The organism is Sphingopyxis sp., assembly GCF_051861155.1.
Taxonomy (GTDB): domain Bacteria; phylum Pseudomonadota; class Alphaproteobacteria; order Sphingomonadales; family Sphingomonadaceae; genus Sphingopyxis.
This window is the reverse complement of record NZ_JBHYDE010000006.1, coordinates 122,905-139,552: the sequence shown is the minus strand read 5'-3', so window position 1 is coordinate 139,552 and position 16,648 is coordinate 122,905. Positions and strand designations below refer to the sequence as shown.

The window sequence follows — 16,648 nt, the reverse complement described above, 5'->3', positions numbered from 1 at the left end:
GGATCAAATTGCATGACTCTCCAGGGGAAAACCGCGCTCGTCACCGGCGGCGGCCGCGACATCGGCCGATCGGTCTCGATCGCGCTGGCGCGCGCCGGCGTCCGCGTCGCGATCAACTACAACAGCGGCCGCGAGGCGGCTGAAGACACGCTCAAGGCCATCACGGATGCCGGCGGCGACGCCTTTCTGATCCAGGCCGACGTGACCGACAGCAGCGCGGTCAAGGCAATGCTCGCAGAGGTCGGCGTCGCCTTCAGCGGCCGGCTCGACATCCTCGTCAACCTTGCGGGCGGCATGGTGGCGCGCAAGACGCTGAGCGAGATGGACGAGGATTTCTTCGACCATGTGATGACGCTCAACCTCAAATCGGCGTTCCTCGTCCTCCAGGCATCGCAGCCCTTCCTCGGCGAAGGGTCGGCGGTGGTGAATGTGTCGTCGCTCGCGGGCCGCGACGGCGGCGGCCCCGGTGCGTCGGTCTATGCGACCGCGAAGGGCGCGCTGATGACCTACACCCGGTCGATGGCGAAGGAACTGGGGCCGCAGGGCATCCGCGTCAACGCCGTCTGCCCCGGCCTGATCGGCACCAGCTTCCACGACATCTTTTCGAAACCCGAAGGCCGCGCCGCGGTCGCCGGCAACACGCCGCTGCGCCGCGAAGGCCATCCCGACGAGGTCGCCGATACCATCGTCTATCTCGCGTCACCGGCGGCGAGCTTCCTCGCGGGCGTCTGCCTCGACGTGAACGGCGGGCTGGGCTTCTCCTGATGCGCTGGCTGGTCGCCGCCGCGACAGCGGCGCTGTTCGTCGGCGGGGCGCAGGCGCAGGAGCGCGAGCGAACCGATGCGCCGCTGCTCGAACCGTACAAGATCATCCTCGTCGGTGATTCGACGATGGCGCCGCACAGCGGTTGGGGCGGGGCGTTCTGCGCGCATCACGTCAAATCGGCGGTCGCGTGTCTCAATGCGGGGCGCGGCGGGCGCAGCACGCGCAGTTATCGGCAGGAAGGCGGGTGGGACATCGCGCTCGCCGAGGCGAAGGTGCCGGGTTATCGCGGCACCTGGGTGCTGATCCAGTTCGCGCACAACGACCAGTCGTCGCGCCCCGAACGCTGGACCGAACAGGCGACCGAGTTCCCCGCGAACCTCCGCCGCTTTGTCGAGCAGGTGAGGGCCGCGGGTGCGACGCCCGTGCTGGTGACGCCGCTGACCCGCCGCGAGTTCAAGGACGGCAAGCTGAAGAATACGCTCGCCAGCTGGTCCGATCAGGTGCGCGGCGTCGCCCGGGCGATGGACGTGCCGCTGGTCGATCTCAACGCGCTCAGCGCGGCGCAGGCGGAAGAGATGGGCGCCGAGCTGGCGACCAAGCTGGCGCAGGAGCCGCCGACCGCCGAGGAACTGGCCGCGGCGAAGGCGGGCACGACGCTGACCGCGCGCCCGGCGCCGCCCGAACCCCCGCCGATCGCCGGCGAAGGCGCACGCGGGCAGGTGACGCGCAAGTTCGACTACACCCACCTCGGCAACGTTGGGGCAGAGGTCACCGCGCAGCTGGTGACGCAGGCGTTGGCGCGCGCGGTGCCGGGGCTACGAAGCCAGCTCGTCCGCTGACGCGGCGTGTATGGCAAATTGGACTAACCAATTTGCCATACACAATTGTTGACAAAATTGCCGCCATGCTTGACAGCATTGGTCAGAACAGAATCATATTCAGGGAGAGATGACGTGAATTCTCGCAATCCGATCCGTGCGCGCAGCCTGCGTGCTGCCTTGCTGGCCGGTGTCGGTTCGGCGCTGCTGGTCGCCGCCATGCCCGCGATGGCGCAGGACGCGCCCGTCGCGCCGCAAGCCGAGGCGGAAGAGGATGCGATCATCGTCACCGGCATCCGCGAGACGATCCAGAATTCTATCAACACCAAACGCGCGGAAACGGCGATCGTCGACGCGCTGTCGTCGGACGACATCGGCGACATCCCCGCTATCTCGGTCGGCCAGGCGATCCAGACGATCACCGGCGCGACGACGCACCGCGAAAAGGGCGACGCGTCCGAAATCGCGCTGCGCGGGCTTGGCCCCTTCCTGTCGAACGCGACCTTCAACGGCCGCGACGCGACGAACGGCAGCGGCGATCGCTCGGTCAATTTCAACCAGTTCCCGTCGGAGCTGGTCAATAATATCAAGATCTACAAGACCCAGCAGGCAAGCCTGGTCGAAGGCGGTGTCGCTGGGACGATCGAGATCGGCACGCTGCGTCCGCTCGATTTCGGCAAACGGCGCCTGCAGGGTGAGATCAAGGCGCAGTTCAACCCCTATGGCGACCGCATCACCGGTGGCGCCGGCGGCATCGGCTGGCGCGGCACGCTGAGCTATGTCGACCAGTTCGCGAACGACACGATCGGCATCGCGATCGGCATCCAGCGCAACGACACCAACAATCCCGAAGAAACCTATGCCGCGTCGACGACCTGGACCGCGTGCCAGGCCGCACCCGTCGTCGCGAACAATAATTGCGACGAATATACGCGCGCCGAATATGGCCAGAACCGCGCGTTTTACCTCGTTCCCAACGCCTATACCTTTCGCCAGATCAGCGAAACCGACAAGCGCGACGCGGCGTTCGGCGCGATCCAGTGGCAACCGTCGGACACGCTCGAGGTCAATCTTGACGTCCAATATTCGGACCGCACCTTTGTCGAGAGCCGCCGCGACCTCAATATTTCCGAAGGCCGGTTCGGTCTGACCAACGTCGTCTTTGACGAAAACGGCATCGTCCAGAGCCTGAACGGCCTTTCGGCGCTCGAATCCAACGGGTCCGAACTGTCGCGGGCGGAGGAATATCTGGGCGGCGGGCTGTCGGTCGAATGGCAGCCGACCGACCGGCTGACCCTGTCGGTCGACGGCAGCTATTCGCGCACGATCCGTACCGAGATCGAGCGCAACGTCCGCCTGCGCACCGATCCCTTCGACGTCAACAATGTCCGCAACTTCTTCAGCGTTACCGGCAACGGTTTTGCCGCGAACAACATGCGCGTTCCCTATAGCTATTCGATCACCCCGGGCAGCTTCGTTCCGACGATAACGATCGATCCGCGCTTCAACCTCAACAACCACAATCTCTTCTGGGACGACGCGCGTTTTCGCCGCGACGAAAGCAAGCGTCGCAACGAGATTTACGCCGGGCGCGTCGACGCGACTTACGAACTGGACGGCTTTTTGAAATCGCTGTCGGCGGGCGGCCGCTGGTCGCATCTGACGTACCGCGACTATGATGTGCGCAACGGCGATTTTAACCTGAACCCGGCGATGGCCGAGGATCGCCGCATCAACAATCTGTGCCGCCAGGCCTTCCCGCAGACCAATTTCCTGTCGGCGGCCAAGGGCAATAATATCAACAGCTGGGCGACCTTCGACGTCGACTGCCTGTTCCGCGAATATATGGGCAGCGAAGACCCCGGCCTTCCCGCCGATACGCGCTCGGTCGCCAACCGCGACGTCACCGAACGCACCCTCGCAGGCTATGTGATGGCCGAATATGGCGGCGACCTCGGCAGCATGCCGGTGCGCGGCAATGTTGGCGTCCGCGTCGTCAAGACCGACGTCACCTCCGACGGGCTACGCAGCGACCTCAGCATCGTCACCAACCCCGACGGGACGATCCGCCTTGTCGCGTCGAGCGATTTCGAGACGGTGACGATCAAGAGCAGCAACACGCGCATATTGCCCAGCGTCAATGCGATTTTCGAGGTTGCGCCCGACACGCTGATCCGCGCCGCGGCCTATCGCGCCATGTCGCGTCCCAACCCCAGCGCGCTCGGCGCCGGGCGGGCGATCCTGCTCGAGGACGGCACCAGCTTCACCTCGGTCGAGGATGCGATCCGCAACATCACCGCCAACGGCAGCCCGCGGTTGAAACCCTTGATGTCGTGGAACGCCGACCTGGCGTTCGAATGGTATCCGAACAAGGACAGCCTGCTGTCGGCAACGGTCTATTACAAGCAGTTCACCGGCGGTTTTCAGCCCGTCGTGTTCGACGAGGATTTCACGATCGACGGCCAGTCGGTGACGATCCCGGTGACGCAGACGCGCAACAGCCCAGACAAGTCGCGCATCTATGGGCTCGAACTGACTGCGGCGACGCGCTTCAGCTTCCTGCCCAAACCGCTCGACGGGCTGGGCGCCAAGGTCAGCTATAACTATGCCAATTCGAATTTCGAGACGCAGGACATCCGCCTCGGCGAGGTTTATGACCCCGAAACCGATACGGTCAGCGCCGGCATCATCCCGCCCGCGAACCTCTCGGGTTATTCGAAGCATGTGCTGTCGGCGCAGGCTTATTACGACTTAGGGCCGGTGTCGCTGCAGGCGATCTACAATTACCGGTCGAGCTATTTTCAGGACTTCGTCGGCGGCAACAGCCAGCTGCGTTATGTCGGGCCCAGCGAAACCGTCGATTTCCGCGCCTCGCTCAATCTGATGCCCGGCGTCTCGCTGCGCTTCGAGGCGCTGAACATCTTCAACGAACCCAAGGCGACCTACATGCCCGTCTATGGCAGCAGCCGTCAGTATCATTATTATGGCGCGAAATATTTCGTCGGCATCCGGGCGCGGATCTGAAACTAGTTTTGGTCATGGGCTTCAAACTTGTCATACCGGATTGTATGGACTTCCTGACGCCTGCGTGGGGAGAAGATTGACCATGGCCGAACGCCGCCTTTTCGAAGATGTCGCCGACACGATCCGGCGCCAGATTCTCGACGGAACCTTTCCGCCGGGAACCCGGCTGCCCGGCGAGCGCGAGCTGTCCGAACGGTTCGAGGTCAGCCGGGTGACGATCCGCGAGGCCGAGATCGCGTTGCAGGCGACGGGCTGGATCCACATCCGCACCGGCGCGGGCGCCTATGTCGAGGCGATCCTGCCCGGCGACAATGCGATCCTGCCCAAGGTCAGTGCCTTCGAACTCACCGAAGCGCGCTCGCTGTTCGAGGCCGAGGCGGCGGCGCTCGCGGCGCCGACCATATCGACCGAAACGCTCGAAAAGCTTGAGGATTTGCTGAAAGCCATGGCCGACGAAAACGCGAGCGAGGAGGAAATCAGCGCAATCGACCGCGAATTTCACATGACGATCGCCGCGGCATCGAGCAACAAGGCGATCATCCATGTCATCGAAAGCCTGTGGCGGATGCGCATGGAATTGCCCGAGGTGCGGAGCAGCCATTCGCTTGTCTGCCGCAAGGACGGGGCGGCGCGGCAGGCCGAACATGCCGACGTCGTCGCCGCATTGCGTAACCGCGACGCGGCTGGGGCACGGCTTGCGATGCGCTGCCATTTCAACCGTCTGCTGAAATCGATGCTGGACGAGACCGAGGAACGCGCGCTGGTCGAACTGCGTCGGCAATCGGCGGAAAGCCGCGAACGCTATCTCTTGAGCGCCAAGCTCGCCTGATGACGGGAGCGCCGGACCCGGTTGCGGCGCTGCTCGCTGCGCGGCTTTCGGGCCAGGCGCTGCCGGCCTTTCCCGATCCGGTTCCCGCGACGCTGGCCGAGGCCTATGCGATCCAGCAGCGCCTCATCGCCGCGCTCGGCGCACCGGTGCTGGGTTGGAAGGTGGGGCGCATCCCGCCGCCGCTGATCGAAACGCTTGGTGCCGAGCGCGTCGCCGGGCCGGTGCTGCGGGTCGCCGCACTCGACGGCGCCGCGCCCGGCAAGGCGCCGGTGTTCGCTGGCGGCGCGGGCGCGATCAGCGCATAGATGGCGAGCGCGGCGGACGCGCCGCAGATGGCGGTGGCGCCGCCCGCGAGCAACCCGACCAGCGCGCTGTTGCCGCTAAGCCGCGCCCCCAGCACGCCCGCCGCGATCACCAGCGCGACAATCGCGATCAACGCGGCAAAGCTCGCCGCGCCGAGCCCGGCGATCTGCGCCAGCGTCACCTGCGTCCCCAGCAGGACTATGCCCCAGCGCAAGCCGGCGGTGCTGCACAGGTCCATGCCCGGATGCAGCCGCGGATTGGCGGCAAGGAAATTGAGCGCCAGACCGATGAGCAGCCCGGCGAGGATGATCGGCATGGCATAATGGTCGGCCAGCCAAGCGGCGGCGGCCCCGGCGATCGCGACGATGCCAAGGCCGGGCAGCCACGGCCTGACCGACCAGCGCGCCGCTTCCGCCTGTCGTTCGGCGAGCCAGATTTCGCCGTACAGGTCGGCGCCGATACCGCGCCGCTCGCTGCCGCTTTCCAATGCGTCGCCGCTATTCAAAGCCCAGCGTGCCGATGTCGACGATCGGCGTTCGCTGCTCGGCGGCGAAATCTTCCATATCGGCGCGGCGCGCCATCGTGCCGTCGTCGCGCAGGATCGCGCACAGCACGATGCCTTCGCCCAGGTCGAAACGCCGGCACAGCGCGATCCCGGCCTCAAGCGTCGAGCGTCGCACCGCAAGCCCGCCCGGATCGGCGATCAGCGGAAAGACATGGCCGGGCTTGACCAGGTCGGCGGCGCGCGCGTCGGGTGCCATGGCGACCGCGATAGTGCGCGCGCGATCATGCGCCGAAATGCCGGTTTCGACGCCATGCCGCGCCTCGATCGATACCCCGAACGGCCGCCCGCTGTCGCCGCCTTCGCCGCTGTTTTGCGGTGTGATCCCCAGTTTCCAAGCCCGCGGCTGGGTCAGCCCCAGGCAGATCAGGCCGCGGCCATGGCGCGCCATGAAATTGATCGCCTGCGGCGTCACTCGGCTCGCCGCCATCGCAAAGTCGAGGTCGCCATGGCGCAGCGCGTCGCCCGCCAGGATGACCAGACCGCCGTCCGCCAGATGCTGGCCGATGGCGTCCAGCTCGCTGTCGCCGGGGGCGGTCATGACAGGATGCCCGCCGCTCCGACGACCTGCTTGCCGACCAGTTCCAGCTGCATCCGCGCCCCAACGTCGAGAATTTCGCCCAGATCGTCAAAGGTTTCGGGGGTGGTGCGGATCGCGGCGCCGATCGGCGTCGGCCAGCCGCGCAGCGCATGGGTGATGCTGCGCAGGGTCAACAAAGTACTCATCGCCGCCTGATGACCGAACGCGGTGGCGATCAGCCCGACCGGGCGGCCATGGAAATAGGGCCGGACGTCGGTCGACAAATCCTCGAAATAATCGAGCGCATTCTTGACCAGCCCCGAAATGCTGCCGTGATAGCCGGGTGACGCAATGATCAACCCGTCGGCGTCGCGCACCGCGGCTACCATTTCGGCGCCCGCCTGATCGCTGTGGCCCGGGCCGCGATAATAGGGCAGCGCGCTCATATAGGCGCCGTCGAAGCGGGTGACGACCGCACCCTCGGCCGCCGCGGCGCGGCAGCAGATTTCCAGGATCTTCTCGGTCGACGATCCGGGGCGCGGCGTGCCGCCGAGCGCAACGATGGACCTCACGGGCTTGGCTCCTCTGTTCGATGCCTGCGGCGGGATGCGGACGGCAAAGCGGCTTGCCTTATGTCTCGCGGTGTCATACGATTCTCTAGGCCCGTGAAACGGCGTAACGCAAGTCCTAATTGGGCTGGAACGGTCGACGCGCAGCGCATAGCGTGCGACCCTGACGAGAGAGGGCCGATATGGCTGAAACTACCGCATCCGCGACCGACGCCGCGCAGCGCGCCATTCGTATCGGCCTGATCGCGCTGATCTTCTTTGGGACCGCGCTCAATTATCTCGACCGCCAGGTGCTGGCGCTGCTCAAGCCGATGTTGCAGGCCGATTTCGGATGGAGCGATCAGGATTTCGCCCATTTCGGCTCGTCGTTCCAGGTCGCGGCGGCCTTTTCGCTGCTCGGGGTCGGCTGGTTCATCGACCGCGTCGGGGTGCGCTGGGGCTATGGCCTCGCGGTCGGGGTATGGAGCCTCGCCGGCATGGCGCATGCGGCGGCGGCCAGCGTCCAGCAATTTGTGGCGGCGCGCGTCGCGCTGGCGGTCGCCGAATCGGTCAACACCCCAGCAGCGATCAAGGCGGCGGCGACCTATCTGCCGGTCAAGGAACGCTCGGTCGGGCTGGGCGTCATCAACAGCGCGTCGAACATCGGCGCCATCCTCGCACCGCTGGCGGTGCCGGTGCTGGCCTTGGCGCTCGGCTGGCAGGCGGCGTTCCTGATCACCGGGGCGCTGGGCTTTGTGTGGCTGTTCTTCTGGTGGCTCGGCACTGCAAAACTGCGCCCGGTGGGTACGCCGGCGAAGACCGATGCGCCGCAGGAGCGCGCCGACCCATGGCGCCTGTTGATCAAGGATCGGCGGACGCTCGCGGTCATCGGCGCCAAGACGCTGACCGACCTGGTGTGGTGGTTCATCCTGTTCTGGGCCCCCGATTTCTTTGCCCGGCAATTTTCGCTGGGGCAGGGCGAAATCGGTTATCCGACCGCGATCGTCTATGTCATGGCGGCGGCCGGGGCGCTGTCGAGCGGCTTTCTGTTTCCGGCGCTGCTCAGCCGCGGACTCAGCGAGAACCGCGCCCGCAAATCGTCGATGTTCTTTTATGCGCTGCTCATCCTGCCGCTGCCGTTGGCGCTGGTGGCGCCGAACCAATGGGCCGCGGCGCTGGTGATCGGGCTGGGGCTGTTCGCGCATCAGGGCTTTTCGACCAACATCTTTGGCATGACCGCCGACATCGTCCCGGCGCGTCAGGTCGGCAGCGTGATCGCGATGGGGGCGTTGGCGGGCAATCTGTCGGGCGCTGCGATGCTGGAGTTCACCGGCTGGGCGCTCGACACCGGGCTTGGCTATGCGCCGATGTTCGTGATGTCGGCGAGCGCCTATCTGTTGGCGCTGGGCTGGATCCACCTGATGCAGCCGCGGCTGGTCGTGGTCAACAGCGAGGAGGCGTAGGGAAGGCGGGTCGCGCGGCCCGCCGCCCGTTAAAATGGGCCAATAAAAAAGGGGCGCCGCGGTCTATCCCGCGGCGCCCCTTTTTTGCGTTGGCTGATCCCGCGCGGCTTAGCGGATCTTGGCGCTCAGGCTGACCCCGAAATAGCGGTCGGCGTCGCGCGGGATCTGATAGCGCTGGCCATTGCCGACGTTCAGCAGGGCGTAGCTTTTGTCCCCGATGTTGCGGGCGTGGAAGGTCAGGCGATAGAGGTCTTCGGCGTCGCTGAACCCGACCGACGCGTTCCAGATGCCGTAGCTGTCGAGCGGCCCGCCTTCGCCCAGGTCCGAGAACTGCTTGCCGGTGTAGCTGTAGCTGGTCCCGGCATAGAATTTCAGCGCGCTGCCGATCGGCGTTTCATAATCGGCACCGACGTTCCAGCTCCACTTCGGAGCCAGCGGCAGCCGCGTCCCGTCGCGGGCGTCGGGGGCGTTGGTCAGCGGATTGGGATTGAAGCGGCGCACCTTGGCATCGGCATAGGCGACGCTGCCGCGCAGGGTCAGCCCATCGACCGGGGCGATGACCGTATCGACCTCGAAACCCTTGGTCCGCACCGTCCCGGCGTTGGTCAGATTGGTGATGATCTGGCCGTTCAACAGGACGAAGTTGTTCGCCTGGAACCCGTCATAGGTCGCCTGGAACAACGCCGCGTTAAACTGGATGCGGCGATCCCAGAATTGCGATTTCATGCCGACTTCATAGGCATCGGACGATTCTTCATCGATCGGCACCGCGTTGGTCGGCGCGGTGTAGTTGAAGAAGATGTTGAACGCCGGCCCCTTATAGCCGCGGGTAAAGCTGCCATAGAATAACAGGTCGTCGGTCGGTTCGAACTGGATCGACGCCTTGCCCGAGATATTGTTGTTCTGGGTGCTGCCGCTCGAGGTGTTGAGCCCGGTGCCGCCGCCCGCGATCGTGCCGCCGGCAGGGTTGCCCGACACGCCGGGGCCGGAGAGCGGCAGGCCGGTGGCGGCGTTGATCCCGGGAGCGCGGCGGTGGGTATAGCTCAGCGTATCGCGCGTCCAGCGGAGCCCGCCGGTCAGGCTGAGTTGCTCGGTCAGGCGATAGGTTGCCTGGCCGAACACCGCGAAATTGTTGCTGTTGACGTCGCTCGCCGACGTCGCGGTGGGATAGGTGGTGTTGACCGGATCATTGAGGTTGCACGGCCGTGCCCCGCTGGGCGCGAGCGGCAGCGTCGATGATGCGCAGACGATGTCGCGGCGGGTGAAATCCTGCCGGTTGTTCGAATGCCAGATGAAGGTGCCGACCTGATAGAAGAAGGGCATCGCCTGATCCGACGACAGGCGGATTTCGGCCGACATCTGATCGGTTTCGACAAAGCCGTTGTCGTGCAGCTCGTTCGTCCCGACGATCGCGCGCGGCAGGAAATCGCCCTCGCGAATTTCGGTATTCTGCCAGTTGCGATAGCCGAGGATGACGCTCAGCACATGCTCGCCGGGGACGTCGAGGTCGAGATTGCCGGTCAGGCTCCACTGCTTGTCACGGGTGCGGGTGATCAGATTGTGGTTGACCGTGCGCTGGTCGGTGCCGAGCGCGACCGGAAAGCCCAGTTCGGCGTCGAGAACGGCGCCGCGGCTGACCCCGGTGACGTCGGCGCAGCAATCGTCATTGGCCTTGAAATAGTCGGCGATGACGCGGATGCGCGCGCCGTCGCCGTCGTAATCGAGGATGCCGCGCGCGCCATAATGTTCGTAACCGTTGACGTCGGTATCGAAAAAGACGTTGCGGATATTGCCGTCATAGCTGCCGTAAAAGCCGGTGACGCGCGCCGACAGATCGGGCGCGAGCGGCCCCGAAACCGACGCTTTGACCCGATATTCGCTGCCTTCATAATATTCGCCGCGCAAATCGGCTTCGAGCGTGTCGGTGCCGCCCGTCGACACGATATTGACGAGGCCGGCCGACGCATTCTTGCCGAACAGCGTCCCCTGCGGTCCGCGCAGCACTTCGATCCGGTCGATGTCGAGCAGGTCGCTGAACGCTTGCCCCGACCGACTCAGGACGACGCCGTCGACAACGGTGGACACACTGGGTTCGGCAGCGACCGAGAAGGTGATCGTGCCGACGCCGCGCATGATGATCGCGCTGTTGGCGCTGGTCGTGCCCTTGCGAAAGGTGACCGAGGGGACAAGATCGCCGATATTCTCGAGGCTGCTGGTGCCGCTTTCGATCAGCCGGTCGCCGGTGACGGCGGTAATTGAAATCGGCACATCCTGCACATTTTCTTCGACTTTTTGGGCGGTGACAATGATTTCTTCGACCTGGGCAAGCGCCGGCGCGGTGACGCCGAGCGCGAGCAGCGAGGCCGATCCGGCCAGCCGGAGTCGGCGACCGCGAAGACGGATTCCGGATGCGCGATTCATGTCATATCCCTCCCAATTTGGTGCCCGTTGAACGATGGTGGGCAGCGGCCTGTTGGCCTCTCGTCGGATGCCGAGATGAAATATGGCGATTGATATGTCAAGCGGTGTCATATAGACCCTGTTGGCGACATCGGCGCTTTATGGCCTGTTTTCGGGCTCTGTGGTGCGATAGCAAGCTGGTGATGAGGGGTAGGAAGCGACCGTGAAGGCGGAGTTTCGAGCACAAGCGGACGGTTTCGACCTGGTGGCGGGGGCGATGACGCTGCTGCGCCACCGCGCCGCCGCCCCCGGGATCGCCGCCGCCGTCGGCGATCCCGATGTTGTCATGGTGTGCGGCAATTTTCGTATGGACGACCGGCGCCGCGCGCTCGCGCCGCTGTCGCTGGTTGATGTGACGCCGGGCCGCGTCGAACTGCGCGCCCATGCGGGCGCGGCGTCCGACCTGACGCTCACGCTCGTCCCCCTTGAAGGCGGCTTCGCGCTGGACATCGAAAGCCACGACCCGGCCTGCAACCGCCTGACCGTCGATCTCGCCGCGCCGCCGGACGAACACATCTGGGGCGGCGGCGAGCAGATGAGCTATCTTCGCCTGAACGGCCGCCGCTTTCCGATCTGGACCAGCGAGCCGGGGGTCGGGCGCGACAAGGATCGCGAACTGACCCGGATCATGGACCGCGAGGGCATGGCGGGCGGCGACTATTGGACGACCAACTATCCGCAGCCGACCTTTTTGTCGTCGCACCATTATGCGTGCCACCTGACCAGCACCGCCTATGCGGCGCTCGACTTTACCGACCCCGCGGTGAACCGTGTGGAATGGTGGGAAGGGCGCGGGCGGATCGAGTTCACGTTCGCCGACAGCCTGCCGACGTTGGTCGGAATTTTGTCAGACCGCTTTGGTCGGCAACCGAAATTGCCCGGCTGGGCGCTGGAGGGCGCGATCGTCGGGCTGAAGCAGGGCGCCCACAGTTTCGACCGGCTGCAACGCATCCGCGACGCGGGTGCCGTTGTTTCCGGCCTGTGGTGCGAGGATTGGGTTGGCATTCGGGAAACCAGCTTTGGCCGCCGCCTGTTCTGGGACTGGCACTGGAGCGCGGCGCGCTACCCCGATCTGCCCGACCGGATCGCGCAGCTGCGCGCCCAGGGCATCCGCTTTCTGGGCTATGTGAACCCCTATCTGGCGATCGACGGCGGGATGTTCGCCGAAGCGCGCGAGCTGGGGTTGCTGGCGCTGCGCCAGGATAGCGACGATCCCTATCTGGTGGACTTTGGCGAGTTCGACTGCGCTATCGTCGATTTTACCAATCCGGCGGCGGCGGCGTGGTTCGCCGACCGGGTGATCGGGCGCGAGATGCTGGACATTGGTATCATGGGCTGGATGGCCGATTTCGGCGAATATCTGCCGACCGACCTGCGGCTTCACGACGGCAGTGATCCGATGCTGGCGCACAACCGCTGGCCGGTGCTGTGGGCAGAGGTCAACGCGCGGGCGATCGCGGCGAAGAGGCTGACCGGCGATGCGCTGTTTTTCATGCGCGCCGGGCATGCGGGGGTGCAGGCGCATTGCCCCTTGCTGTGGGCGGGCGACCAGTGCGTCGATTTTTCGCGCCACGACGGCATCGGCACGGTGATCACCGCCGCGCTGTCGGCGGGGCTGGTCGGCAACGCCTATAGCCACAGCGACGTCGGCGGCTACACCTCGCTCCACGGGCTGGTCCGCACCGCCGACTTGCTCAAGCGCTGGGCCGAGCTCGGGGCGTTTTCGCCGGTGATGCGCACGCACGAGGGCAACCGCCCCGACGACAATCTGCAAATCGAGAGCGACGACGATATTCTGCATCATTTCGCGGCGATGACGCGTGTCCACGCGGCGCTCGCCCCCTATCTGCGGTCGCTGTGCGACGAGGCCGCCGATCGGGGGTTGCCGGTGCAACGGCCGCTGTTCCTGCATTATCCGACCGACGCCTGCTATGGCTGCGAGGATCAATATCTGCTCGGAAGCGATTTGCTGGTCGCACCGATCATCCACGAAGGCCGTATGGACCGCGAGGTTCTGATCCCCGCAGGCGAGACATGGGTTCATGTGTGGACCGGCGACGTGATGGCGGGCGGACGGTGCACAGTTGCGGCGCCTTTTGGCGCACCGCCGGTCTTTTATCGGACGGCCAGCGCCTTTACACCGCTGTTCCAGTCACTGTCGGCGCACCGGGGGGAGCTTGTTTGATGAGCCAGCGCAGCAACATCCGCGACGTATCGGCGCGCGCCGGGGTATCGGTCAAAACGGTCAGCCGGGTGCTCAACGACCACCCCTATGTCAGCCAGGATACCCGCGAAAAGGTCGAAGCCGCGATCCGCGATCTCGAGTTTCGCCCCAGCGTTGCGGCGCGCATCCTGGCCGGGACCAAATCGGCGCAGATCGCGCTGATCTATGACAATCACAGCCCCTATTATATCAACCAGATCCAGGCCGGGTGCTGGGCGCGCTGCCATCAGGACGGCATTCGCCTGCTCGGCCAGCCGGTCGATGTCGACGATCCCGACGTCGGCGATCAGGTGCGCGGGCTGGTCAGCGAAACGCATGTCGACGGCATCATCCTGTCGTCGCCGGTGACCGATTGCGACCCGGTGCTGCGGGCGCTGGAACAGCTCGGCACCCCCTTTGTCCGCATTTCGCCCGGCACCAATCATGCGATGACGTCGTCGGTGTTCATGGACGACGCGCAGGCGGCGGACGACATGACCACCCACCTCATCAACATGGGGCACCGCCGCATCGGATTTATCAAGGGGCATCCCAATCATATGGCGTCGGACGAACGGCTGTTCGGCTATCGCCGCGCCCTCGACCGCGCCGGGCTGCCCTTCGAACCGCAGATGATCGCCGACGGATTGTTCGATTTCGACAGCGGTTATGCGGCATGCGAGCGGTTCCTGCTGATGCCGCATCGGCCCACCGCCATTTTTGCCGCGAACGACGATATGGCGGCGGGGGTGCTGGCCGCGGCGCACCGCGCCGGGTTCGATCTGCCAAATGACCTGTCGGTGGCGGGATTCGACGACACGACGCTGGCGCGGATGGTATGGCCTGCGCTGACGACGATCCGCCAGCCGGTGTTCGATCTGGCGCACACCGCGACCGACCTGCTGCTGACCGGGCAGAATCTGGTTCACCGCCGCCTGCAACACGACCTTGTCGAGCGCGATTCGGTGCTCGCGCGCAATCCCGCCACCCCATAAGGAAAACACTGGCATATGAGCGACCTTCCCGCCGTCCCGACCACCCGCGCCCTGGGCCAAAGCGGCATCACCGTGTCCTCGCTCGCCTGGGGGATGTGGCGGTTCGCCGGACCCGCCGGCGCCGCGCGCCAGCTCGTCGATGCGGCGCTCGACATCGGCATCACGCTGTTCGACACCGCCGACATCTACGGCTTTGACGGTCGCGGCGGCTTTGGCGACGCCGAAAGCCTGCTCGGCGAGTTGTTCGCCGCCGATCCCGGCCTGCGCGGACGCATGGTGCTGGCCAGCAAGGGCGGCATCATGCCGCCGCTGCCCTACGACAGCAGCGCGGCCTATCTGGAGCAGGCGATCGACGTCTCGCTGCGGCGGCTACAGACCGACGTCATCGACCTGTGGCAGATCCACCGCCCCGACATATTGACCCATCCGCAGGAAGTCGCGGGGGCGGTGCACAAAGCGCAGGCGGCGGGCAAGATCCGCGCCGTCGGCGTGTCGAACTGCACCCCGGCGCAGATTGCGGCGCTCCAGCATTTCCTGGATGTCCCGCTCGCCAGCACCCAGCCCGAACTGTCGCCGCTGCGCATCGCGCCGTTCGAAAATGGCGAACTCGATCAGGCACTGCAGATGGACATGGCGGTGCTCGCCTGGTCGCCGCTGGGCGGCGGCCGCCTCGCCGATCCGACGAACGAGCGCGAACGCGCGGTCGTCGCGGCGCTCGACGCCGTCGCTGCGGCGCATGGCGTCGGCCGCACCGCGGCGGCGTATAGCTGGCTGATGGCGCACCCGGCGCGGCCGATCCCGATCGTCGGGACGCAGAATGTGGCGCGGATCGGCGAAGCCGCCGACGCCTTTGCCGTCCGCTGGACGCGGACCAGCTGGTATGAGGTGTTCGTCGCGGCACGCGGGGAGAAACTGCCATGACCCAGGGTGAAGCGTATCGTCCGTGCGAGGTGAGCTGGTTTTCGGCGCTGTGCGACGATGATTATGAATTTCTGGGCCAGCCCGATCCGATGCTGCAATCGAGCTGGGAGCATTGCCGCAACATCGTCCTGACCGCCGAAAAGGGCGGCTTCGACAATATATTGCTGCCCTCGGGCTATCAGCTAGGGCTCGATACGACGGTGTTCGCCGCCGCGATCGCGCCGTTCCTCGACCGGATGCGGCTGCTGATGGCGGTGCGGATCGGCGAGGACTGGCCGCCGCAGCTGGCGCGGCGCATCGCCACGCTCGACCGCATCCTGGGCGGACGGCTGACCGTCAACATCATCTCGTCGGACCTGCCGGGCCAGACCCTCGACAGCGAACCGCGCTATGCCCGCACGGTCGAGGTGATGAAGATCCTGAAGACGATGCTGTCGGGGCAGCATCTGTCGCACCATGGCGAATTTTACGATCTGGAACTCGACCCGCCGCGGATGACGACGCAGTCGGGTCGTTGCCCGCCGCTGTATTTCGGCGGACTCAGCCCCGCTGCGCGCGAGGCCGCGGCCGAAGCCGCCGACGTCTATCTGATGTGGCCCGACACGATGGACAAGGTGCAGGACGTCGTCGGCGATCTGACCGCGCGCGCCGCGGCCAAGGGGCGCACGCTGAAGTTCGGCTACCGCGCCCATGTCATCGTCCGCGAGACCGAGGCGGAGGCGCGCGCCTATGCGGGTCGCTTGCTGTCCAAACTCGACGCCGGGGTGGGCGAGGCGATCCGCCAGAAATCGCTCGACACCGCGACCGCGGGGGTCGCGCGCCAGACCGAGCTGCGCGCCTCGGCGGGCGACGACGGGTTTGTCGAGGATAATCTGTGGACCGGCATCGGCCGCGCGCGCTCGGGCTGCGGCGCCGCGATTGTCGGCGATCCTGACCAGGTTCTTGCCAAGCTGCGCGCCTATCAGGCCGCGGGCATCGATGCCTTCATCCTCTCCGGCTACCCGCATGCGGCCGAATGCGACCTGTTCGCGCGGCACGTGCTGCCGCGGCTGGAGCATGGCCCGCTGACCATCGATTGATCGCGTCCCGGCGGCGGCGGGTTAGAGGGTGGTCCGGCAGCCCGGTACCCCATCGCCGCGGGAACTATACCCCGCTGGTAATTGAACCGCGGCGCTCCGGTCGCGTAGGCCGCGCGCCGATGCCGCGGCGCGCGCTCTCCTGTGAGCCGGCTGGGCAT

The 16,648-nt window shown here is 65.9% G+C and carries 13 protein-coding genes; 9 read left to right on the top strand and 4 right to left on the bottom strand.

What is annotated here, in order from left to right; all coding sequences use genetic code 11:
- Positions 1-12: 12 nt before the first annotated feature.
- From ACTIFP_RS12305 to ACTIFP_RS12290, 4 genes are all read left to right on the top strand, one after another.
- Positions 13-765 (top strand): SDR family NAD(P)-dependent oxidoreductase, encoded by a 753-nt coding sequence (locus ACTIFP_RS12305; RefSeq protein ID WP_439568996.1) that lies wholly within the window; start codon positions 13-15, stop codon positions 763-765.
- Positions 765-1,604, top strand: coding sequence for a rhamnogalacturonan acetylesterase (locus ACTIFP_RS12300; RefSeq protein WP_439568995.1), 840 nt, complete (start codon positions 765-767; stop codon positions 1,602-1,604). The genes ACTIFP_RS12305 and ACTIFP_RS12300 overlap by 1 nt, the downstream gene beginning before the upstream one ends.
- Before the next feature lie 114 nt (positions 1,605-1,718).
- On the top strand, positions 1,719-4,607 hold the full coding sequence (locus ACTIFP_RS12295) for a TonB-dependent receptor (RefSeq protein WP_439568994.1): 2,889 nt from the start codon (positions 1,719-1,721) through the stop codon (positions 4,605-4,607).
- Between the two features lie 82 nt (positions 4,608-4,689).
- Positions 4,690-5,436: a FadR/GntR family transcriptional regulator gene (locus ACTIFP_RS12290; protein ID WP_439568993.1), complete on the top strand. Its 747-nt coding sequence runs from the start codon at positions 4,690-4,692 to the stop codon at positions 5,434-5,436.
- A 103-nt stretch (positions 5,437-5,539) separates the two neighbouring features.
- Here the strand turns inward: ACTIFP_RS12290 and ACTIFP_RS12285 are convergent, their stop codons facing one another.
- The 3 genes from ACTIFP_RS12285 to ACTIFP_RS12275 are packed head-to-tail and all read right to left on the bottom strand — an operon-like array spanning position 5,540 to position 7,393.
- Entirely contained in the window at positions 5,540-6,244 is a 705-nt protein-coding gene (locus ACTIFP_RS12285) for a putative sulfate exporter family transporter (RefSeq protein WP_439568992.1), read from the bottom strand.
- Positions 6,237-6,842, bottom strand: a complete 606-nt coding sequence (locus ACTIFP_RS12280; RefSeq protein WP_439568991.1) for a 3,4-dihydroxy-2-butanone-4-phosphate synthase — start codon at positions 6,840-6,842, stop codon at positions 6,237-6,239. Before ACTIFP_RS12280 ends, ACTIFP_RS12285 begins: the two co-directional genes overlap by 8 nt.
- A complete protein-coding gene (locus ACTIFP_RS12275) occupies positions 6,839-7,393 on the bottom strand; it encodes an NADPH-dependent FMN reductase (RefSeq protein ID WP_439568990.1) in 555 nt (184 codons plus the stop codon). The genes ACTIFP_RS12280 and ACTIFP_RS12275 overlap by 4 nt, the downstream gene beginning before the upstream one ends.
- A 179-nt stretch (positions 7,394-7,572) precedes the next feature.
- Here ACTIFP_RS12275 and ACTIFP_RS12270 point away from each other — a divergent pair, with 179 nt between their 5' ends.
- Positions 7,573-8,832 carry an MFS transporter gene (locus tag ACTIFP_RS12270; protein WP_439568989.1) on the top strand — a complete coding sequence of 420 codons (1,260 nt, stop codon included), beginning with the start codon at positions 7,573-7,575 and terminating at the stop codon, positions 8,830-8,832.
- Positions 8,833-8,940: 108 nt separating this feature from the next.
- On the opposite strand, the gene ACTIFP_RS12265 is transcribed toward ACTIFP_RS12270, so the two are convergent.
- Complete coding sequence (locus ACTIFP_RS12265; protein WP_439568988.1) at positions 8,941-11,253, bottom strand: TonB-dependent receptor; 2,313 nt, start codon at positions 11,251-11,253, stop codon at positions 8,941-8,943.
- 202 nt (positions 11,254-11,455) lie between these two features.
- Between ACTIFP_RS12265 and ACTIFP_RS12260 the strand changes: the two genes are divergently transcribed.
- From ACTIFP_RS12260 to ACTIFP_RS12245, 4 genes are read left to right on the top strand one after another with little or no spacing between them, the layout of a single operon-like run.
- Complete coding sequence (locus ACTIFP_RS12260) at positions 11,456-13,477, top strand: alpha-glucosidase (RefSeq protein ID WP_439568987.1); 2,022 nt, start codon at positions 11,456-11,458, stop codon at positions 13,475-13,477.
- Positions 13,477-14,490, top strand: a complete 1,014-nt coding sequence (locus ACTIFP_RS12255) for a LacI family DNA-binding transcriptional regulator (RefSeq protein ID WP_439568986.1) — start codon at positions 13,477-13,479, stop codon at positions 14,488-14,490. Before ACTIFP_RS12260 ends, ACTIFP_RS12255 begins: the two co-directional genes overlap by 1 nt.
- A gap of 15 nt (positions 14,491-14,505) precedes the next feature.
- On the top strand, positions 14,506-15,411 hold the full coding sequence (locus tag ACTIFP_RS12250; protein ID WP_439568985.1) for an aldo/keto reductase: 906 nt from the start codon (positions 14,506-14,508) through the stop codon (positions 15,409-15,411).
- Positions 15,408-16,490, top strand: coding sequence for an LLM class flavin-dependent oxidoreductase (locus ACTIFP_RS12245; protein WP_439568984.1), 1,083 nt, complete (start codon positions 15,408-15,410; stop codon positions 16,488-16,490). The genes ACTIFP_RS12250 and ACTIFP_RS12245 overlap by 4 nt, the downstream gene beginning before the upstream one ends.
- Positions 16,491-16,648: the final 158 nt, after the last annotated feature.